General features: G+C 61.6%; 17 protein-coding genes and 1 pseudogene. 8 read left to right on the forward strand and 10 right to left on the reverse strand.

What is annotated here, in order from left to right; translation table 11 throughout:
* The first annotated feature begins 49 nt into the window (after positions 1-49).
* From ACZ5M5_RS23700 to ACZ5M5_RS23725, 6 genes are all read left to right on the forward strand, one after another.
* Positions 50-1,390, forward strand: coding sequence for a sensor histidine kinase (locus tag ACZ5M5_RS23700; RefSeq protein ID WP_464738069.1), 1,341 nt, complete (start codon positions 50-52; stop codon positions 1,388-1,390).
* Between the two features lie 248 nt (positions 1,391-1,638).
* A complete protein-coding gene (locus tag ACZ5M5_RS23705; RefSeq protein ID WP_464738070.1) occupies positions 1,639-3,066 on the forward strand; it encodes a di-heme oxidoreductase family protein in 1,428 nt (475 codons plus the stop codon).
* A gap of 28 nt (positions 3,067-3,094) precedes the next feature.
* A complete protein-coding gene (locus tag ACZ5M5_RS23710; RefSeq protein WP_060740963.1) occupies positions 3,095-4,159 on the forward strand; it encodes an imelysin family protein in 1,065 nt (354 codons plus the stop codon).
* A gap of 2 nt (positions 4,160-4,161) precedes the next feature.
* Positions 4,162-5,259, forward strand: coding sequence for a DUF1513 domain-containing protein (locus ACZ5M5_RS23715; RefSeq protein WP_464738071.1), 1,098 nt, complete (start codon positions 4,162-4,164; stop codon positions 5,257-5,259).
* Positions 5,260-5,414: 155 nt separating this feature from the next.
* Positions 5,415-6,563: an efflux RND transporter periplasmic adaptor subunit gene (locus tag ACZ5M5_RS23720; RefSeq protein WP_060740961.1), complete on the forward strand. Its 1,149-nt coding sequence runs from the start codon at positions 5,415-5,417 to the stop codon at positions 6,561-6,563.
* A 13-nt stretch (positions 6,564-6,576) separates the two neighbouring features.
* Positions 6,577-9,603, forward strand: a complete 3,027-nt coding sequence (locus tag ACZ5M5_RS23725) for a multidrug efflux RND transporter permease subunit (protein ID WP_060740960.1) — start codon at positions 6,577-6,579, stop codon at positions 9,601-9,603.
* A 221-nt stretch (positions 9,604-9,824) separates the two neighbouring features.
* On the opposite strand, the gene ACZ5M5_RS23730 is transcribed toward ACZ5M5_RS23725, so the two are convergent.
* The 5 genes from ACZ5M5_RS23730 to colR all read right to left on the reverse strand — a co-directional run bounded on the left by ACZ5M5_RS23730 (position 9,825) and on the right by colR (position 13,502).
* A complete protein-coding gene (locus ACZ5M5_RS23730) occupies positions 9,825-10,052 on the reverse strand; it encodes a hypothetical protein (RefSeq protein WP_060740959.1) in 228 nt (75 codons plus the stop codon).
* A gap of 2 nt (positions 10,053-10,054) precedes the next feature.
* Positions 10,055-10,765, reverse strand: coding sequence for a lipopolysaccharide kinase InaA family protein (locus tag ACZ5M5_RS23735; RefSeq protein WP_060740958.1), 711 nt, complete (start codon positions 10,763-10,765; stop codon positions 10,055-10,057).
* 4 nt (positions 10,766-10,769) lie between these two features.
* Positions 10,770-11,438 (reverse strand): class I SAM-dependent methyltransferase, encoded by a 669-nt coding sequence (locus ACZ5M5_RS23740; protein WP_060740957.1) that lies wholly within the window; start codon positions 11,436-11,438, stop codon positions 10,770-10,772.
* 113 nt (positions 11,439-11,551) lie between these two features.
* The gene (locus ACZ5M5_RS23745; protein WP_103308464.1) at positions 11,552-12,829 is read right to left on the reverse strand and encodes a sensor histidine kinase; all 1,278 of its coding nucleotides are present in this window, start codon (positions 12,827-12,829) and stop codon (positions 11,552-11,554) included.
* Entirely contained in the window at positions 12,819-13,502 is a 684-nt protein-coding gene (gene colR / locus ACZ5M5_RS23750; protein WP_025215158.1) for a two-component system response regulator ColR, read from the reverse strand. The genes ACZ5M5_RS23745 and colR overlap by 11 nt, the downstream gene beginning before the upstream one ends.
* 327 nt (positions 13,503-13,829) lie before the next feature.
* Here colR and ACZ5M5_RS23755 point away from each other — a divergent pair, with 327 nt between their 5' ends.
* Positions 13,830-14,573 carry a phosphatase PAP2 family protein gene (locus ACZ5M5_RS23755; RefSeq protein ID WP_060740955.1) on the forward strand — a complete coding sequence of 248 codons (744 nt, stop codon included), beginning with the start codon at positions 13,830-13,832 and terminating at the stop codon, positions 14,571-14,573.
* Between the two features lie 226 nt (positions 14,574-14,799).
* On the opposite strand, the gene groL is transcribed toward ACZ5M5_RS23755, so the two are convergent.
* The 4 genes from groL to ACZ5M5_RS23775 form a co-directional block, all read right to left on the reverse strand.
* Complete coding sequence (gene groL, locus ACZ5M5_RS23760) at positions 14,800-16,443, reverse strand: chaperonin GroEL (protein ID WP_053124505.1); 1,644 nt, start codon at positions 16,441-16,443, stop codon at positions 14,800-14,802.
* A gap of 49 nt (positions 16,444-16,492) precedes the next feature.
* Positions 16,493-16,786, reverse strand: coding sequence for a co-chaperone GroES (locus ACZ5M5_RS23765; protein WP_024619193.1), 294 nt, complete (start codon positions 16,784-16,786; stop codon positions 16,493-16,495).
* A 244-nt stretch (positions 16,787-17,030) separates the two neighbouring features.
* Positions 17,031-17,507 (reverse strand): FxsA family protein, encoded by a 477-nt coding sequence (locus ACZ5M5_RS23770; protein ID WP_060740954.1) that lies wholly within the window; start codon positions 17,505-17,507, stop codon positions 17,031-17,033.
* Positions 17,508-17,573: 66 nt separating this feature from the next.
* The gene (locus ACZ5M5_RS23775; RefSeq protein ID WP_464738072.1) at positions 17,574-18,305 is read right to left on the reverse strand and encodes a HugZ family pyridoxamine 5'-phosphate oxidase; all 732 of its coding nucleotides are present in this window, start codon (positions 18,303-18,305) and stop codon (positions 17,574-17,576) included.
* A 168-nt stretch (positions 18,306-18,473) separates the two neighbouring features.
* Here ACZ5M5_RS23775 and ACZ5M5_RS23780 point away from each other — a divergent pair, with 168 nt between their 5' ends.
* Positions 18,474-19,232 carry an SDR family oxidoreductase gene (locus ACZ5M5_RS23780; protein ID WP_060740952.1) on the forward strand — a complete coding sequence of 253 codons (759 nt, stop codon included), beginning with the start codon at positions 18,474-18,476 and terminating at the stop codon, positions 19,230-19,232.
* Positions 19,233-19,394: 162 nt separating this feature from the next.
* On the opposite strand, the pseudogene apbC reads toward ACZ5M5_RS23780, so the two are convergent.
* Positions 19,395-20,488 (reverse strand): annotated as a pseudogene (gene apbC, locus ACZ5M5_RS23785) (iron-sulfur cluster carrier protein ApbC).
* Positions 20,489-20,778: the final 290 nt, after the last annotated feature.

Below are 20,778 nucleotides of genomic sequence, written 5' to 3' on the forward strand. Positions count from 1 at the left end.
GCCCAACGGCCAATCGCCGTTGGGCTTTCTTTGTTTTCGAGGATTTATCGTGCGTTCATTGTTCTGGCGCATCCTGGCCAGTTTCTGGCTGGCCATCGCCCTGGTTGCAGGGCTTTCGATCCTGATGGGCCATATGCTGAACCAGGACGCCTGGATCCTCAGCCGTCACCCTGGCCTCAATACCCTGCCCGAAGAGTGGACGCAAACCTACGAAAGCCAGGGCGAGGATGCCGCCCAGGACATCCTGCAACAGCGCAAGCGCCAGTATCACATCGACGTCCAGGTGTTCAACGAAAGCGGCGACCCGGTGGTACGCGGCACCTTTCCCCATCGTGCCGCGGCCTTCGAGGCCCGGCAGAACAACGACGACCGACGCCTGCCCTGGCGGCGGCTGACCGACGAGTTCACCAGCGCCAAAAGTGGCGACACGTACCTGTTCATCTACCGCATTCCCCATCCCGAACTGGACGCCTGGCACCGCGGCAGCCTGCTCTGGCCCCTCAGTGCACTGGGCATCGCGCTGGTGGTGCTGACCTTGTTCAGCCTGTTGGTGACGCTTTCCATCACCCGCCCACTGAGTCGCCTGCGCGGCGCGGTGCATGACCTGGGCCAGGCCGCCTACCAGCAGAACAGCCTCGCCAAGCTGGCCAACCGGCGAGACGAGTTCGGCGTGCTGGCCACCGACTTCAACCGCATGGGCGCGCGCCTGCAAAGCTTGATCGGGAGCCAACGGCAGCTATTGCGCGACGTGTCCCACGAACTGCGCTCGCCCCTCGCCCGGCTGCGCATTGCCTTGGCATTGGCTGAACGGGCCAGCCCCGAGGAACGTGAAAAACTCTGGCCGCGCCTGACCCGCGAATGCGATCGCCTGGAAGCGTTGATCAGCGAAATCCTGGTCCTGGCCCGGGTCGACGCCGACAACGCCAGCGCCGAAGAGGTGGACCTCAACGGTTTGCTGTTCGCCCTGCAAAAAGATGCACAACTGGCGTCACCGGAGCAAACCGTGCAGCTTGAAACCGAGGCAGACCTGACTCTCAAGGGCTGGCCGACCATGATCGAGCGAGCGGTGGACAACCTGCTGCGTAACGCCCAGCGCTTCAATCCGACCGGGCAACCCATCGAAATGCGCGCGGCGCGCCAGGGCGAACGGATCCTGATCAGCGTGCGCGACCACGGGCCTGGCGTGGAGGCCGAACACCTGGGTCAATTGGGCGAACCGTTCTACCGCGCCCCCGGCCAGACTGCCGCCGGCCATGGCCTAGGCCTGGCGATTGCGCGTCGTGCCGCCGAGCGCCATGGCGGTGCGTTGGTGCTGGGCAATCATCCCGAAGGCGGTTTCATTGCAACACTGGAATTGCCGCTGGTGCCGGGGGCGGTTGTCCAGCCGTAACCTGCAAATGAACAGTGGATCTGTTGACTCCAAGGCAATGCTGGCCCTTGTGGCGAGGGAGCTTGCTCCCGCCGGGCTGCGAAGCGGCCCCTGGATTTTGCGGTCGCTGCGCAACCGAGCGGGAGCAAGCTCCCTCGCCACGGTGAATCAAGCGCGACCTCATTAACCAAACGATAATTCCTCTTATTCAAACTGCCCCGCCCTGTTAGACTTTGCGCCCTCTTTTCACCTATCTCCCAGGTCGCCCGATGCCGTCGTTGCCTCTTCGTTTATGTGCACTGTTCATGGCCCTGGGCCTGAGTGCCTGCGATGATGCCCCGCGTTTTACCCAGGCCGAACCGGGTGAAGCCCGTTCCGGTGGCGCCGCGACGGTTCGCAAGAGCGATCAGAACGCCTTTTCCCTGCCCTCGGCCAACCTGCCACCTTCGCGGCGCGTGGATTTCAGCGTCGGCAACAGCTTCTTCCGCAGCCCGTGGGTGATCGCCCCCTCGACCACCACCGCCCGCGATGGCCTCGGCCCCTTGTTCAACACCAACGCCTGCCAGAACTGCCACGTCAAGGACGGTCGCGGCCATCCGCCGGCGCCGGATGCCGCCAGCGCGGTGTCGATGCTGGTGCGCCTGTCGATTCCCGACGCACCGGCCTACGCCAAGGTCATCGAACAACTGGGGGTCGTGCCGGAGCCGGTTTACGGCGGGCAGTTGCAGGACATGTCCGTCCCCGGTGTCGCTCCCGAAGGTAAAGTCCGAGTCGATTACAGCCCAGTCCCGGTGCGCTTCAAGGACGGCACCGCCGTGGAGCTGCGCAAGCCAAACCTGCAGATCACCCAATTGGCCTATGGGCCGATGCACCCGGACACGCGTTTTTCCGCCCGTGTCGCTCCGCCGATGATCGGCCTGGGGTTGCTGGAGGCAATCCCCGACGAAGCCATCCTGGCCAACGCCAAAGCCCAGGCGCGGGAAAACAACGGCATTGCCGGTCGCCCCAACCAGGTCTGGGACGATGCCCAACAGAAAACCGTACTTGGACGGTTTGGCTGGAAGGCCGGCCAACCCAATCTCAACCAACAGAACGTCCATGCGTTCTCCGGTGACATGGGCCTGACGACGAGCCTGCGGCCCTTCGACGACTGCACCGAAGCCCAGGTCGATTGCAAGCGCGCCCCCAGCGGCAACGGCCCGGACGGCGAGCCGGAAGTCAGCGACAACATCCTGCGACTGGTGCTGTTCTACAGCCGTAACCTCGCCGTACCGGCCCGTCGCGAGGTGAATTCTCCCCAGGTATTGGCGGGCAAGAATCTGTTTTTCCAGGCCGGTTGCCAGTCTTGCCACACCCCCAAATACACCACCGCCGCCAACGCCGCTGAACCGGAGCTTGCCAACCAGGTCATCCGCCCCTACACCGACCTGCTGCTGCACGACATGGGCGAAGGCCTGGCCGATAACCGCAGCGAATTCAAGGCCAGCGGCCGTGATTGGCGAACCCCGCCGCTGTGGGGCATCGGCCTGACCGAAACCGTCAATGGCCACACCCAGTTCCTGCATGACGGTCGTGCCCGCAACCTGATCGAAGCCGTACTGTGGCATGGCGGCGAAGCACAAGCGGCGCAACGCCAGGTTTTAGCGTTCAATGCCGAGCAACGCGCTGCGTTGCTGGCCTTTCTGAATTCCCTTTAAATGCCTTTTCCAGAAATGGGAGCCTGACATGTTCCGTCCCAAGCTGTTGTTCACCAGCCTCGCCGCCCTCGCCCTGGGTGCCTGCTCGCCCCAGGACCCGCAAGCGGTCACCTCGGCCGCCATCGCCAAGCAGGTGATCCTGCCAACCTACAGCCGCTGGGTCGACGCCGACCGGCAACTGGCAACCAGCGCCCTGGCGTTCTGCCAAGGCAAGGAAAACCTGGACACCGCCCGCGCCGACTTCCTCAAGGCGCAAAAAGCCTGGGCCGAGTTGCAACCCCTGTTGATCGGCCCGCTGGCCGAGGGCAACCGCGCCTGGCAGGTGCAGTTCTGGCCGGACAAGAAAAACCTGGTGGGTCGCCAGGTCGAGCAACTGGTCAACAGCCAGCCACAGATCGACGCCGCCGGCCTGGCCAAGTCCAGCGTGGTCGTACAAGGGCTCTCGGCCTACGAATACCTGCTGTTCGACGCGAAAATCGACATGGCCGACAGCGCCCAGAAAGCCAAGTACTGCCCGCTGCTCACCGCCATCGGCGAACGCCAGAAACAACTGGCCGAAGAGATCCTGTCGGGCTGGAACGCCAACGACGGCATGCTCGCCCAGATGAGCAAGTTCCCCAACCAGCGCTATGCCGACTCCCACGAGGCCATCGCTGATCTGCTGCGCGTGCAGGTCACGGCCCTGGACACGCTGAAGAAAAAACTCGGCACGCCGATGGGCCGCCAGAGCAAGGGCGTACCTCAGCCATTCCAGGCCGATGCCTGGCGCAGCCAGTCGTCGTTGCAAGGGCTGGAAGCCAGCCTGAGCGCGGCCAGGACCGTCTGGGCCGGGGTGGACAACAAGGGCCTGCGCGGCCTGCTGCCAAGCGACCAGAAACCGTTGGCGGACAAGATCGACGCCGCCTACGATGCCTCCTTGAAACTGTTCGCCAGCAGCCAGCGCTCCTTGACCGAAATGCTCAACGACGATGCCGGGCGCCAGCAACTCAACGATTTGTACGACAGCCTCAACGTCGTCCATCGCCTGCACGAAGGCGAACTGGCCAAGGCGCTGGGCATTCAACTGGGCTTCAATGCCAACGACGGTGACTGATCATGTTTCGACGTCAGGTCCTGGCACTGGGCAGTTTGCTGCTCGGCGCCGTCACCCTGGGCGGCTGGACGCTGTTCAAGCAAAAGGACAAGCACCCACTCTTGCTTTCGGCACGGGACGATGGCGACGGCAAGCACTACGCCGTCGGCTATCGACTGGACGGCACGCGGGTGTTCGCCACCCAGGTCGGCCAACGCTGCCATGACATCATCAATCACCCGACGCAGCCGATTGCGCTGTTCGTCGCCCGTCGTCCAGGCACCGAAAGCTACTTGATCGACCTGCGCGACGGGGCGCTGCTGCAAACCATCGCCTCGCTGCCGAACCGGCATTTCTACGGCCACGCGGTCATCCATAACAGCGGCGAATGGCTGTACGCCACCGAGAACGACACCACCGACCCGGGACGCGGCCTGTTGGGCGTTTACCGTTTCGAAGGCGAGCGGCTGGTGCACAGCGGCGAGATATCCACCCATGGCATCGGCCCTCACCAGGTGTCCTGGATGCCCGATGGCGAGACGCTGGTGGTGGCCAACGGCGGCATTCGCACCGAGGCCGAAAGCCGGGTCGAAATGAACCTCGACGCCATGGAACCGAGCCTGGTGCTGATGCAACGCGATGGCACCCTGCTGAGCAAGGAAACCCTCGCCCAATCGATGAACAGCGTGCGCCACCTCGGCATCGCCAGTGACGGCACCATCGTCTCCGGCCAGCAGTTCATGGGCGCTGCCCACGAATCGTCGGAACTGGTGGCGATCAAACGGCCAGGGCAGCCGTTCCACGCATTCCCGGTGCCCGAAGAACAATTGCAGGCCATGGGGCACTACACCGCCAGCGTCGCTGTGCACAGCGACCTGCGCCTGGTGGCCCTGACCGCCCCGCGCGGCAACCGCTTCTTCATCTGGGACCTGGACAGTGGCGAAGTCCGCCTGGATGCACCCTTGCCGGACTGTGCCGGCGTGGGCGCGGTAGCCGACGGTTTTGTCGTGACGTCGGGCCAGGGACGTTGCCGCTATTACGATTGTCGTCAGACACAACTGGTTGCAAAACCCCTAGATCTGCCGGCAGGGCTCTGGGACAACCATTTGCATCTGGTCTGAACAAGGGAGCGAAGCGCCATCGGCGCCAAGCTCCCTGCTTTTCGGAAAAGTCCCACGCACCACGGGCCCGTCAGCATCTGGAATAGCCCGCACTCTCAGGGTAATGTGCCCGCCTATCTGTATTTTCTCTCAATTTTTTTCCAAGGAAGTGGAACATGCTGCGACGCCGCATGCTGATCATGTTGGGTGTTGTCCTGCTGGTAGTGCTGTTGCTCGCCGGCTACAAGGCCTTTTCCGTTTACCAGGAGATCCAGTCGTTCTCCGAGCCAAAACCTCCGATCAGCGTCGCCGTGGCCACGGCCGCCCAGCAACCCTGGCAGGCTCGCCTGCCCACCGTGGGCAGTCTGAAGGCCCTGCAAGGGGTGGACCTGAGCCTGGAGATCGCCGGGACCGTGCAGAAGGTGCAGTTCCAGTCGGGGCAAAAGGTCAAGGTCGGTCAGCCGCTCCTGCAACTGGACAGCGAAGTCGAAAGCGCCCTGCTGGAAACCGCTGAGGCCGACCTGGGCCTGTCGCAAGTGGATTTCGGTCGCGGCCGACAGCTGGTGGGCAGCCAGGCGATCTCCAAGGGCGAATTCGACCGGCTCTCGGCGCAACTGAAGAAGAACCAGGCCACGGTCAACCAACTCAAGGCGTCGCTGGCCAAGAAACACATCCTGGCGCCGTTCAGCGGCACCATCGGCATTCGCCAGGTGGATGTCGGCGACTACCTGGCCAGTGGCACGGTGATCGCCACCCTGCAAGACCTCAGCAGCCTGTACGTGGACTTCTACGTGCCTGAGCAAAGCGTGCCCCGGCTCGCTGTAGCCCAATCGGTCAACGTCAGCGTCTCGGCCTATCCCGGGCAGACCTTCGTCGGCACCATCAGCGCGATCAACCCCAAGGTCGAGGACAGCACCCGCAACGTCCTGGTGCGCGCCACCCTGGCCAACCCGGACGGCAAGCTGCTGCCCGGCATGTTCGCCAACCTGCAGGTGATCCTGCCGGACGTGGCCGCCGGCATCGTCGTGCCGGAAAGCGCCGTGACCTACACCCTCTACGGCAACTCCATGTACGTGGTGACGCAAAAGAAAGCCGCCGATGGCACCGTCGAGAAAGACGACAAGGGCCAGCCCGTCCTGATCGCCGAACGGCGTTTCGTTGAAACCGGCGAGCGACGCGACGGCCAAGTGCTGGTTTCCAAGGGCGTGCAGAGCGGCGAACAAGTCGTGATCGCCGGCCAGATCAAGCTCGATAACGGTACGCCGATCGCCATCAGCGACGACAAGACCCTGACCGAACAGAACAGCACGCCGCGCGCGGACTGATCAAGGAACCCCCATGGCTTTTACCGATCCGTTCATCCGTCGTCCGGTGCTCGCCACCGTGGTCAGCCTGTTGATCGTACTGCTGGGCTTCCAGGCCTGGAGCAAGCTGCCCCTGCGCCAGTATCCACAAATGGAAAACGCCCTGATCACAGTGACCACTGCCTACCCCGGGGCCAACGCCGAGACCATCCAGGGCTACATCACCCAACCGATGCAGCAGAGCCTGGCCAGTGCCGAGGGCATCGACTACATGACCTCGGTCAGTCGCCAGAACTTCTCGGTGATTTCGGTCTATGCCCGCATCGGCTCCAACAGCGACCGGCTCTTTACCGAACTGCTGGCCAAGGCCAACGAGGTCAAGAACCAGTTGCCCCAGGATGCCGAGGACCCGGTCCTCAGCCGCGAGGCCGCCGATGCCTCGGCGCTGATGTACATCAGCTTCTTCAGCAAGGAACTGAACAACCCGCAGATCACCGACTACCTGTCACGGGTAGTCCAGCCCAAGCTGGCGACACTGCCCGGCATGGCCGAGGCGGAGATCCTCGGCAACCAGGTCTTCGCCATGCGCCTGTGGCTGGACCCGGTCAAGCTCGCCGGCTTCGGCCTGACCGCCGCCGACGTGACCAATGCCGTGCGCCAGCACAACTTCCTCTCCGCCGCCGGTGAAGTGAAAGGCGAATACGTCGTCACCAGCATCAACGCCAACACCGAACTCAAGTCCGCCGAGGCCTTCGCCGCGATCCCGCTCAAGACCGACGGCGACAGCCGCGTGTTGCTGCGGGACGTGGCCCGCGTGGAAATGGGCGCCGAGAACTACGACACCATCAGCTCCTTTGGTGGCACGCCTTCGGTGTACATCGGGATCAAGGCCACGCCGGGCGCGAACCCGCTGGATGTGATCAAGGAAGTGCGCAAGATCATGCCGGAGATGGAGGCGCAACTGCCGACCAACCTCAAGGCCGAGATCGCCTACGACGCCACCCTGTTCATCCAGGCTTCCCTCGACGAGGTGGTGAAGACCTTGTTCGAGGCGGTGCTGATCGTCATCGTCGTGGTGTTCCTGTTCCTCGGCGCCCTGCGTTCGGTGATCATCCCGGTGGTGACCATCCCGCTGTCGATGATCGGCGTGATGTTCTTCATGCAGTTGATGGGCTACTCGATGAACCTGCTGACGCTGCTGGCCATGGTGCTCGCCATCGGCCTGGTGGTGGACGACGCCATCGTGGTGGTGGAAAACATTCATCGGCACATCGAGGAAGGCAAGACTCCGTTCGACGCCGCGATAGAAGGTGCCCGGGAAATCGCCATGCCGGTGGTCTCGATGACCATCACCCTGGCGGCGGTGTATGCACCGATCGGCCTGCTCGAGGGCCTGACGGGCGCCTTGTTCAAGGAGTTCGCCTTGACCCTGGCTGGCGCGGTGGTGATCTCCGGGATCGTCGCCCTGACCCTGTCGCCCATGATGTGCGCCCTGCTCCTGCGTCACGATGAGAACCCCTCGGGGCTGGCCCATCGGCTGGACACGCTCTTCGAACGCTTGAAGAGCCGTTACCAGCGCATGCTCCATGGCACGCTCAACACCCGGCCGGTGGTGCTGGTGTTCGCGGTGATCGTGCTGCTGCTGATCCCGGTGCTGGTCATGTTCAGCAAGTCCGAACTGGCCCCCGACGAGGACCAGGGCATCATCTTCATGATGGCCAACGCCCCGCAGCCCACCAACCTCGACTACCTGAACACCTATACCGATCACTTCATTACCATTTTCAAGGAGTTCCCGGAGTACTACTCCTCCTTCCAGATCAATGGCTATAACGGCGTGCAGTCGGGCATCGGCGGCTTCCTGCTCAAGCCCTGGAACGAACGCGACCGCACCCAGATGGAAATCCTGCCCGAGGTGCAGGCCAAGCTGGAAAGCGTGCCTGGCTTGCAGATCTTCGGCTTCAACCTGCCCTCGCTGCCGGGCACCGGCGAAGGCTTGCCGTTCGCGTTCGTCATCAACTCCCCGAAGGACTACGCAACGCTGCTGGAGGTTGCCGACCGGGTCAAAAAGCGCGCATTGGAATCCGGCAAATTCGCCTTCATGGACATCGACCTTGCGTTCGACAAGCCAGAAGTCGTGGTGGATATCGATCGCGCCAAGGCCGCCCAGATGGGCGTTTCCATGCAGGACCTGGGCGGCACCCTGGCGACGCTGCTGGGGGAATCGGAGATCAATCGCTTCACCCTCGAAGGCCGCAGCTACAAGGTCATCGCCCAGGTCGAACGGCCGTTCCGGGACAACCCGGACTGGCTGAACAATTACTACGTGAAAAATGCCAAGGGTGAATCGCTACCGCTATCGACCCTGATCAAGGTCAGCGACCGGGCGCGGCCGCGACAACTGAACCAGTTCCAGCAGCTCAATGCGGTGACGATTTCAGGCTTTCCCATCGTGAGCATGGGCGAGGCCATCGAGACCGTCCGCCAGATCGCCCGGGAGGAAGCGCCGGTGGGGTTCGCCTTCGATTACGCCGGGGCTTCACGCCAATTCGTACAGGAGGGCAGCGCGTTGTGGGTGACCTTTGCCCTGGCCCTGGCGATTATCTTCCTGGTGCTGGCCGCGCAGTTCGAAAGCTTCCGGGATCCGCTGGTGATCCTGGTGACCGTGCCGTTGTCCATCTGCGGCGCCCTGATTCCGCTGTTCCTCGGCTGGTCGAGCATGAACATCTATACCCAGGTGGGCCTGGTGACGTTGATCGGCCTGATCAGCAAGCACGGGATCCTGATTGTCGAGTTCGCCAACCAGTTGCGCAGGGAACAGAACCTGTCGCCGCGCGAAGCCGTGGAACAAGCCGCGTCGATTCGTCTGCGACCGGTGCTGATGACCACCGCGGCGATGGTGTTCGGCATGGTGCCGCTCATCTTCGCCACAGGCGCCGGGGCAGTGAGCCGCTTCGACATCGGCACGGTGATCGCCACGGGCATGTCGATTGGCACCTTGTTCACCCTGTTTGTGCTGCCCTGCGTCTACACACTGCTGGCCAAACCCGATAAACCCTGAAGGCGGCCAGAAGGGAACAGGATAGTTTTTGTGGCGAGGGAGCTTGCTCCCGCTCGGCTGCGAAGCCGTCGTCAATGCGCCAAGGCTACCTGAGCAATCGATTGGGACCGCTTCGCGGTCCAGGGGAGCAAGCTCCCTCACCACAGGTTTTAGTGCTCGACTGGTGATTGCGGCAGAAAAAAAGGCCTCGCACAAGCGAGGCCTTTTTGGCTTCGTGATGTTCAACTCTGAGGCCTCATCCCCTGGGACAGGCTGAACATGAACAGCAGCAGATCATCGTCCGGTCGGATCGCTTCGCTCGCCTTTGCCACACGCGGCAGGGGACAATGCGCCCCCTCACTGGAGGCACTGAGGATCTGCGAGCGTGGCTGTTCCCATACAGCCACCGCCATTGACGCAACTGCCAGGGCTCCGACTAAAAACAAACCTCTAGCAATTTCTAGTTTCATGGCTATAAACCTTTGATAGCGCTGCCAAACGCCGCCTCATAAAAGTAGACGAATTTTTTCCAATCAACATCGCTGAACGACGAATGGCGCCGCAGTTGCTTCAGGTCATGGGAGGCCGCACGCCGGGCAGTCAGACGCTGGCGACATTTCTCCAGATCCAGCAGGGCCACTTCGGCCTTGGCCGCTTCGCCCTCTCCTGTCACCCGCACAAAAACATGCTTGATGTAGAGGCAGCCATGCTGCCAACGGCCCTTGTGCATGCGGGCCAGGTTCTCAGCCAGGGCCTGGAGGATTTGATCATGCACCGCTTCGCCATGGCGCTCACGTCCGCCGCCGGCATACCAATGCTCGATCTCCTCGAAGCCTTCCAGCGCATGGGTCACTAACAGCGCACGCCACTTGTGGTCGGGGTCACGCTGGGCACCACAAAAGATCAGCTCTGGCACGCGGACATTCAACTGGGTCAACGCCAGCAACGCGTCTTGCTCACGCAGCACGGTCGGTCGACCGAGCGGATACAACCAACTGCGATAAATGTGCCCCGTTTGACGCTTGGCATACAACAGCTCGCCGTCGTTGCTGTTGATCCGCTGCACGCCGCTTTCACCGCCACGTCGCACGTTGGGTTCTTCCACCCACTCACCTTGCTGGTTCCAAAAATGTTCGAAGCTGTTGCGGGAAATGCCAGTTGTCTCTACTGCCTGCACAACCATGCTCTTACCTCTTGCGTAATACATAAACTCGCCACATGGCATAGAGCGGTAGGAAATCCAGCCGTTCCTGAATGCGAAACCCAGCCTGTCGAAACTCTTCCTCTACTGTATCTGTCGGTAACACAAATCGATTCTGGTAGTCTTTCTGCCCACGGGTGCGCTCCAGACGCTTGCGTTTCCAGGCCTTGAAATTGCCATCGACCCACAATGAAACGATCACGCTGTCACGGCTGACACGCTCGAATTCCTTCAGAATCGCCAATCGATGCGCGGGTTCACCGATGTGATGCAACAAACGCATACAAAAAATACTGTCGACGGCGTTATCAGGCAAGGCGATGTCGAACGCAGAAGTGTGCAAGGGCCGTACCCGTTTCACCACATCGGTCGGTTGGGCCTCCAATGCAGTACTGAGCATGGCCTCGGAATTGTCGGCGCCGATGATGACTCGGTTCGGCTTTTCGGCCAACAAAGACCAGAAGCGCCCGGCACCGCAGGGCAGGTCCAGGACCAGACCGGGGTCTCCGACGAGGGCCAATGCACGCCGGGCCAGTTGTTGGTCTCGCTGGTTGGAAAGACGGCGACTCAAGCCACGGCGATGCTTATGAAAATATTCCCTGGCGTGCTGCTCGTCGTATTTTTCAGAAAATTCCAGCTTGATGGGTTTGGACATTAGGTGGGCCTCGATGACTGATCGGCCCACCTTATGAATCGGAATGTCATGCCTTTGTGAAAATAAAGTCAGGTAAACGCTCCAATATTTACAAGACTTTTCAGCAGAGGGGCTTAGCCCTTTGGATTCAATTCCACTTCGAAATGGCAACCATTGGGCTCCATCGTACTGAGGCTGACTGTCCAGCCCTGGTTTTCGCAAATGCGCTGCACCAGGGACAAGCCCAATCCCAAGCCCTCGCCGCGTTTTTCGTTACCGCGCACGAACGGCTCGAACATCGCTTCGCGCTTCTCCTCAGGAATCCCCACGCCGCTGTCCTCGACCACGAATCCGGTGGTGGTCAGCGAAAGGCGGATGAATCCCTGGTCGGTGTAGTGCAGGGCATTACGCAACAGATTGCCCATCACGGCCGTCAGGAACGTGGCGTTATACAGGGTGTCGACGGTTTGCCCAGGTTCGAAGATCAGCGTCAGGCCTTTGGATTCGATGGGCGCACGCCATACGCCAAGGAGGTTCTCGGCCACCTGCCCCAGGGTCAGCCGAGGCGACATGCCGTTGTCTTCACGCTCGGCCCTGGCGAGCATCAGGAAGGTCTGCACCAGCTCGCGCATCTCTTCACTGGCCCGATTGATGCGCTCGACCTGGGTACGACCGCGCGGATCCAGCGCCGGGTTTTCCAACAGCAACTCACACGAGGTCGCCAGGACCATCAACGGTGTACGCAATTCGTGGCTCACGTCGCTGGTAAACAACCGCTCGCGGGTCAAGGCCTGGCGCAAACGCCCCAGTGTGGCGTCGAACGCCACCGCCAGTTCACCCACCTCATCGGCGGCATAGTCCGGGGCCAGCGGCGGCGCGAGCCCCAGAAGCTGATCGCGATGACGCACTTGCCGGGCCAGACGAACCACGGGCGCCATCACCCGGCGGGCCAGGACCCAGCCCAGAAATACCGCCAGCGCCAGGCTGAGCACGAAGCCCACCAGCACCACGGCGAACAGCACCCGTTCGCGCTCTTCGAAGTCGCTCTGGTCTTGCAGCAACACGTAGTGCCGACCGTCAACGATCTCGACCATGGCGTGATAGGACAACTGCTCGCGAAACACCTCGTGGAAACCGCGCTCCAGATGGCGCAGATCCTTGGGCAACTCGAAATCCCCCGGGCCGCCGCTGAAATAAAACAACTGGTCGGGTTCCGGCCGATGGTTCCAGTCCGAGACACTGTCCATCAACAGCAGGCGTTGCAAATCACCGCCAAGCCCGGCGGAAATCAGTTTCTCTTCCACCAGATGGACCGTCGCCACGATGCCCATGGCGAACGCACCGGCCACCAATGCGCTCATCAGCGCAAACGCGATGATGATCCGTTGGGCAAGGCTTTGCTTAAACTCCATCGCGGCCCTCGGCCAGGCGATAGCCGACGCCGTGCACGGTGTGCAACAACGGCTTGTCGAAAGGTTTGTCGATGACCTGGCGCAGTTGATGGACATGGCTGCGCAAGCTGTCGCTGTCCGGGCAATCGTCGCCCCACAACGCTTCCTCGAGGATTTCGCGGCGCAACACATGGGGACTTTTCTGCATCAGCACCGCCAACAGCTTCAGGCCGACGGGGTTGAGCTTGAGCAGCTTGCCTTCGCGCGTCACTTCGAGGGTATCGAGGTCGTAGCTCAGGTCGCCGACCTGCAAGGCCCGCCGGCCACCGCCCTGGGCTCGACGCATGACGGCTTCGATCCGCGCCGCCAGTTCCGACAAAGCGAACGGTTTGATCAGGTAATCATCGGCACCGGACTTGAAGCCCTGCAGGCGATCGTCCAACTGGTCCCGGGCGGTGAGCATGATCACCGGCGTATCACGCCGGGCGTCTTCGCGCAGGCGCTTGCACAAGGTGTAGCCATCGATGCCTGGCAGCATGATATCGAGCACGATCAGGTCGTAATGTTCGGTCGCCGCCAGGTGCAACCCCGACAAACCGTCCTGGGCGCAATCGACGGTGTAGCCCTTGAGCCCCAGGTAATCGGCCAGGTTGGCCAGGATGTCGCGGTTGTCTTCGACCAATAGAATTCGCATGGGCACCTCTGCGTACACAGTTAACGGCTGGCTTGGCCCGCGCAGCTTACGGCCAAGCGTGGCTCACGGCTAGGGTTGTATCCGCCGTAGCGGCGCGGGTCCCCTGTGGGAGCGAGCTTGCTCGCGAATGCGGTGGATCAGTCGCCATCCATGTTGAATGTAGCGACGCTTTCGCGAGCAAGCTCGCTCCCACAAAGGTCAAGCGCCCAGGAACAGGGCTGCACGGTCATTGACGAGTTTTTCACCCAACATTCACACCGCCCCAACGCAGCGCAGGCCAGACTGCGCAACGCGCTGCTTAAGAAAACTCCCATCAAAGGTATTGCCATGGTCTCCACCGCCCTCCGCCCCGCTTCCAGGCCGCTGAATTTCCGGGTTGCCTTGGGCCTGCCTGCCGTTGTCGCAGCCGTTCTGGTGCTGCTGGAACTGACCACCCTGGACATGGACGTGGCCAAGCTGTTTTACGACCCGATGGCGGGTGGTTTTATCGGTCGGCACAGTTTTTTTCTGGAGGACATCCTGCACGATCGAGCCAAGGAGGTGGTGATCGCGTTCTCCGTGCTGGCGATCCTCGGGTTCATCGGTACGTTTTTCATCGCCCGGCTCAAACCGTTCAAACGCGAGCTGGGTTGCCTGGTGCTGTCCTTGGCACTGGCGACGTCTTTCGTCACCCCGATCAAAGCCGTGACGGCTGTGCAATGCCCCTGGAGCCTGAAGGAATTCGGCGGCCAGGAAACCTACAGTGAGCTGCTCAGCCCACGCCCGGCCACCGACAAACCCGGTCGATGCTGGCCCGGTGGTCACGCCGCCACCGGGTTCACATTGTTTGCGCTGTTCTTCGTCCTGCGCGACCGCCGCCCGCGCCTGGCCCGCCGGGCCTTGGTACTCGCCTTCACGTTGGGCACGGTGTTTTCCCTGGGGCGGATGATGCAAGGGGCGCACTTCTTTTCCCATAACGTGTGGACGGCGGTGTTCTGTTGGCTGATTTGCCTGGGGTGTTACTACTACATCCTGTACCGACCGGCCGCCACAGCCGAGCGTGTCGCTGTCACCAGTCCCGCCAATGCCTGAAGCCCCCCGGACAAACCCTGTGGGAGCAAAGCTTGCTCGCGATTGCGAGGGCAGCTTCAGCATCCTGACAAGCTGACCCACCGTGATCGCGAGCAAGCTTTGCTCCCACAGAAACAGCTGGCACAGAAACAGCTGGGCCCAGCCCAATGACGGGATAAATCCAAGGCAATAAAAAACCCCGCTTGCTTTCGCAGGCGGGGTTTTTCGCTACAGGGGTAAGGCTGGCTTACATCATGCCGCCCATGCCACCCATGCCGCCCATGTCTGGCATGCCGCCGCCAGCTGGAGCGTCTTCCTTGATTTCAGCGATCATCGCCTCGGTGGTGATCATCAGGCTGGCAATCGACGAAGCCGCTTGCAGAGCCGAACGAGTCACTTTGGCCGGGTCCAGGATACCCATTTCGATCATGTCGCCGTATTCGCCGGTAGCAGCGTTGTAACCGTAGTTACCCGAACCCTGCTTGACCTTGTCGACCACAACGCTTGGCTCGTCACCGGAGTTGGCAACGATCTGGCGCAGCGGTGCTTCTACCGCGCGACGCAGCAACTGGATGCCCACGTTCTGGTCATCGTTGTCGCCTTTGAGTTCGCTGATGGCTTGCAGGGCACGAACCAGTGCCACGCCACCGCCAGGTACCACGCCTTCTTCGACGGCTGCGCGGGTAGCGTGCAGGGCGTCTTCAACGCGGGCTTTCTTCTCTTTCATTTCAACTTCGGAACCTGCACCGACCTTGATCACTGCAACGCCGCCGGACAGCTTGGCCAGACGCTCTTGCAGCTTTTCACGGTCGTAGTCGGACGAAGTCTCGGCCACTTGTGCGCGGATCTGGGTCACGCGAGCCTGGATGTCAGCCTCGACGCCGGCACCGTCGATCACGGTGGTGTTTTCCTTGGACAGGATCACGCGCTTGGCGTTACCCAGGTGCTCCAGGGTGGTGCTTTCCAGGCTCAGGCCGATCTCTTCGGAGATAACGGTACCGCCGGTCAGTACGGCGATGTCCTGCAGCATGGCCTTGCGACGGTCGCCGAAGCCTGGAGCCTTGACGGCTGCGACTTTAACGATGCCACGCATGTTGTTCACAACCAGAGTCGCCAGGGCTTCGCCTTCAACGTCTTCAGCCACGATCAGCAGTGGGCGACCGGCTTTGGCAACGGCTTCCAGCACGGGCAGCATTTCGCGGATGTTGGAGATCTTCTTGTCCACCAGCAGGATCAGCGGGCCGTCGAGCTCGGCGGTCATGGTGTCCGGCTTGTTGACGAAGTACGGGGACAGGTAGCCACGGTCGAACTGCATGCCTTCAACAACCGACAGTTCGTTTTCCAGGCCCGAGCCTTCTTCAACGGTGATCACGCCTTCTTTACCGACTTTTTCCATGGCTTCGGCAATGATGTCGCCGATGGAGTTGTCGGAGTTGGCGGAGATGGTGCCGACCTGAGCGATCGCCTTGGTGTCAGCGCATGGCTTGGACAGGGCTTTGAGCTCTTTGACAATGGCGATGGTCGCCTTGTCGATGCCGCGCTTGAGGTCCATCGGGTTCATGCCGGCAGCGACGGCTTTCAGGCCTTCGTTGACGATCGACTGAGCCAGTACGGTCGCAGTGGTGGTGCCGTCACCGGCGTCATCGTTGGCACGGGAGGCAACGTCTTTGACCAGCTGCGCGCCCATGTTTTCGAAGCGATCTTTCAGCTCGATTTCCTTGGCTACGGAAACGCCGTCCTTGGTGATGGTCGGAGCGCCGAAGCTCTTCTCGATGATCACGTTACGGCCTTTCGGGCCCAGGGTCGCTTTTACTGCGTCAGCCAGGACGTTGACACCGGCGAGCATTTTCTTGCGGGCGGAATCGCCGAATTTAACTTCTTTAGCAGCCATGATCGATATTCCTTAAATACTTTGTAGTCGCGGGAAAATGAGCGGGAAATCAGCCTTCGACAACAGCGAGAATTTCGCTCTCGCCGATAACCAGCAGGTCTTCGCCATCAACTTTCACAGTGTTGCTACCGGAGTAAGGGCCGAACACAACCTTGTCACCCACTTTCACGGACAGCGCACGTACTTCACCGTTTTCCAGGGCCTTGCCTGGACCTACAGCGAGGACTTCACCCTGGTTTGGCTTTTCAGCAGCCGAACCTGGCAGGACGATACCGCCAGCGGTTTTCTTTTCTTCTTCGCTGCGACGGACGACGACGCGGTCATGCAGAGGACGAAGCTTCATTGTCGATCTCTCCTAATTGTGGTTTTCATCGGCCGGTGTAGTCCCGGCGGGTTTAACGAATCCGGCTGTGCCGGGTGCGGTTCGTCAAGCGAACCGCGGAAGTCTGTCCGGTGTTGCCACCGGAAACCTTGCGGTGACCCATACATAAGGGCGCACAAGGCGATTACAAGGGCAGGGCATGAATTTTTTTACTTCTCGGAGCCGAAAACGAACACGGCACCCGAAGGTGCCGTGTCGCGGTTTTTTACTTGGGGTCGCGATGTTCGAATTCGCCTTCGATCACGTTGGGCTCACGGCCCAGGGGTTCTCGCGGAGCCGGCCCGCCACGGGGCTGCAGGTCATCGGCGAAGGCCCGCTGGCGCATCGCCTGCTCTTCGGCGCGCTGGCGCATTTTATTGGCCAGCAACCGACGGGTGAACGGCAACAGCATGACCAGGCCCAGCACGTCGCTGATAAAGCCTGGCAGGATCAACAGGCCGCCACCCAATGCCAGCATCAGGCCTTCGAGCATGGTCTGGGCAGGCAGCTCGCCACGGTTCAGGCTTTCACGGGCACGCAATGCCGTGGCGAGGCCGGCGATGCGCAGCACGAACACGCCGAGCATCGAGCCGAGAATGACCAGCAACAGCGCCGGGAAAAACCCGATCGCACCGCTGACCTTGACGAATACGAACAGCTCCAACACCGGAAACAGCAGAAAGAGCAACAAAAAAGGGCGCATCAAATGGTTCCTCAACGCAAGAATGCCTTGCTATGAAACCTTAAATGACGTCGCCCTTTCGTGAATTCAAGCGTCGGCCTCGGCATTTTTTGGCCATTGCTCGGCGTGAGCCAAGTAAACCAAGGCTTCGCGCACTTGTGTCGGCGTGTTGCAAGGTGCCGCAAACGCCAGCCAGTGCAGGCCCTGGCCAATGCGCAGGTGCATGCCCTCGCTGTCGATGCCCACCAGTTGCGCCGGTTCGCTTTTCGGCAGGCCGGCCAGTTCCACGTAATGGGCGATGGCTTTGGCGTGATCGGCGTTCATGTGCTCGATCATGCTGGCTTCGGCTTTGCCGGCGAAGGGGTTGGCCAGGGTGAGCCGGTCGATCCAGTGAATGGCGCCAAAGCCGCCGATGTAGCGATGGCGCACCGGCTCGAGCACCCAGAAATCGAAATCATGGGCCTTGTGGTGGTTCTGCGAGTCAGGGAAATAGCGGTAATAACGCTCGGCGGCCGCTTCGATGGCGGCGCTGTCTTCGAGCTTCCGGGCTTCGGCCAGATAGGTCAGGCGCCCCACCGCCTGGACATCCTCGGCACCGCGCTCGCCCACCAGCATCGAACACTTGGGGTCTTTTTGCAGATTGTGAGTGTGCTGGGCAATGCGGCTGATCAGGATCAGCGGCCAGCCTTGTGCGTCCAGGCAATACGGGACGACGGAGCCGAACGGAAAGCCGGGCATGGATTTGGAATGAGTGGAGAGCATTCCACGGTATTCCTTGAGCAGCAGTTCCCGGGCATGTCTGGCAGCTTCAACGCTCAATTTATGACTCCTTTTATGAAATCCGTCTAGAAAACGGTCGGGCGACTGGAGTAATGTTCCGATACACCTAGGGGACAGTTCGCGTGTGCAGTCGGGCTGCACCGTCACAAATTCGAGAAACCTCCCAACAGGTCCCCCCTCCACCGCTGCGCCATCTGGAACATGAGAATGCAACTCACTGACAAAGTAATCATTATCACCGGCGGTTGCCAGGGCCTGGGCCGCTCCATGGCCGAGTATTTCGCCGACAAAGGCGCAAAGCTGGCGCTGGTGGACCTCAACCAGGAAAAACTCGACCAGGCGGTGGCCGCCTGCGCAGCCAAGGGCGTCGAGGCCCGCGCCTACTTGTGCAATGTCGCCAATGAAGATCAGGTGATCGACATGGTTGCCCGGGTGGCCGAGGACTTCGGCGCGATCCACGGCCTGATCAACAACGCCGGGATCCTGCGCGATGGCCTGCTGCTCAAGGTCAAGGACGGCGAAATGACCAAGATGAGCCTGGCCCAGTGGCAGGCCGTGATCGACGTCAACCTCACCGGCGTGTTCCTGTGCACCCGTGAAGTGGCGGCGAAAATGGTCGAACTGAAGAACAGCGGCGCCATCATCAATATCTCGTCGATTTCCCGCGCCGGCAATGTCGGCCAGACCAACTATTCGGCCGCCAAGGCCGGTGTGGCCGCCGCCACCGTGACCTGGGCGAAGGAACTGGCGCGCTACGGCATCCGTGTCGCCGGCATCGCACCGGGCTTCATCGAAACCGAGATGACCCTGGGCATGAAACCCGAAGCCCTGGAGAAAATGACCTCGGGGATTCCGCTCAAGCGCATGGGCAAGCCCGAGGAGATCGCCCATTCGGCGGCGTATATCTTCGAGAATGACTACTACACCGGGCGGATCTTGGAGATGGATGGCGGGTTGCGGATCTAAGGTCAGCGCAAACCAAATGAAATGTGGGAGCGGGCCTGTGGGAGCACAGCTTGCTCGCGATAGCGATTCTAAGGCCAACAGATGTGTTGTAGGTGAAGCCGTCATCGCGAGCAAGCTGTGCTCCCACAGGCTTGCTCCCACATAAGACTGCAGTTCAGTCGATCAATCGTCGCTGACGGTGATGTTCGGCATCGCCGGTGAAGCGGCCTCCTGCAACACGATCCGCGCGCCCACATGGCGGGCCAGTTCCTGATAGACCATGGCGATCTGGCTGTCCGGTTCGGCGATGACCGTCGGTTTGCCGCCGTCGGCCTGTTCGCGGATCACCATCGACAGCGGCAGCGAAGCCAGCAGTTCGACGCCGTACTGGGTCGCCAGCTTTTCCCCGCCACCTTCGCCGAACAGGTGCTCGGCATGTCCGCAATTGGAGCAGATGTGCACGGCCATGTTCTCTACCACGCCCAGCACAGGGATGTTCACCTTGCGGAACATCTCCACGCCCTTGCGCGCGTCCAGCAGGGCCAGGTCCTGGGGGTGGTGACGATCACCGCACCGGCCACCGGGACTTTCTGCGCCAGGGTCAGCTGGATATCGCCGGTGCCCGGCGGCATGTCGATCACCAGGTAATCCAGGTCGCCCCACGCGGTTTGCGTGACCAGTTGCAGCAAGGCCCCGGAAACCATCGGTCCGCGCCAGACCATCGGCGTGTTGTCGTCGGTCAGGAAGGCCATGGACATGACTTCCACGCCATGGGATTGCAGCGGCACGAACCACTTCTGGTCCTTGATCTGCGGCCGGGTGCCCTCGGCGATCCCGAACATGATGCCCTGGCTCGGGCCGTAGATGTCCGCGTCGAGAATCCCGACCTTCGCCCCTTCACGGGCCAGGGCCAGGGCCAGGTTGGCGGCGGTGGTGGACTTGCCCACGCCGCCCTTGCCCGAGGCCACGGCGATCACGTTCTTGACGTTGGCCAGCCCCGGCACCTGCGCCTGAGCCTTATGGGCAGCGATCACGCTGGTGACCTGGACTGTCGCGGCGGTCACGCCGTCGAGGCCTTCGATCGCCATTTGCAGCATCTGCGCCCAGCCGCTCTTGAACAGGTCGGCGGCGTAGCCGATTTCCAGCTGGACACTGACGCGATCGCCCTGGATGTCGATGGCGCGCACGCATCCGGCGCTGACCGGGTCCTGGTTCAGGTAGGGGTCGGTGTACTGGCGAAGGACGGTTTCCACCGCTGCGCGGTTGACGGCGCTCATGGGCAACTCCGATAGCAAGACTTGAAAAACAGGCCGCTATCCTACGCCGAGCCTGCTTGTGTGGCGAGGGAGCTTGCTCCCGCTGTGTGGGAGCAAGGCTTGCCCGCGATGCAGGCGATGCGGTCTTTCAGAAATCGAGGTGCCCGTTTCGCGAGCAAGCTTTGCTCCCACAATCCCCTCGCCACAGATTGTGCCTGGCTCAGGCCTTTCGCCGTTCCCAACCGATGCATGCGGAAACAGGCCAGTGGGGTGAAATATATTTCCCGGCGCTTTATAGTGGCCGACCTCCG

The organism is Pseudomonas sp. Van50, from assembly GCF_055390755.1.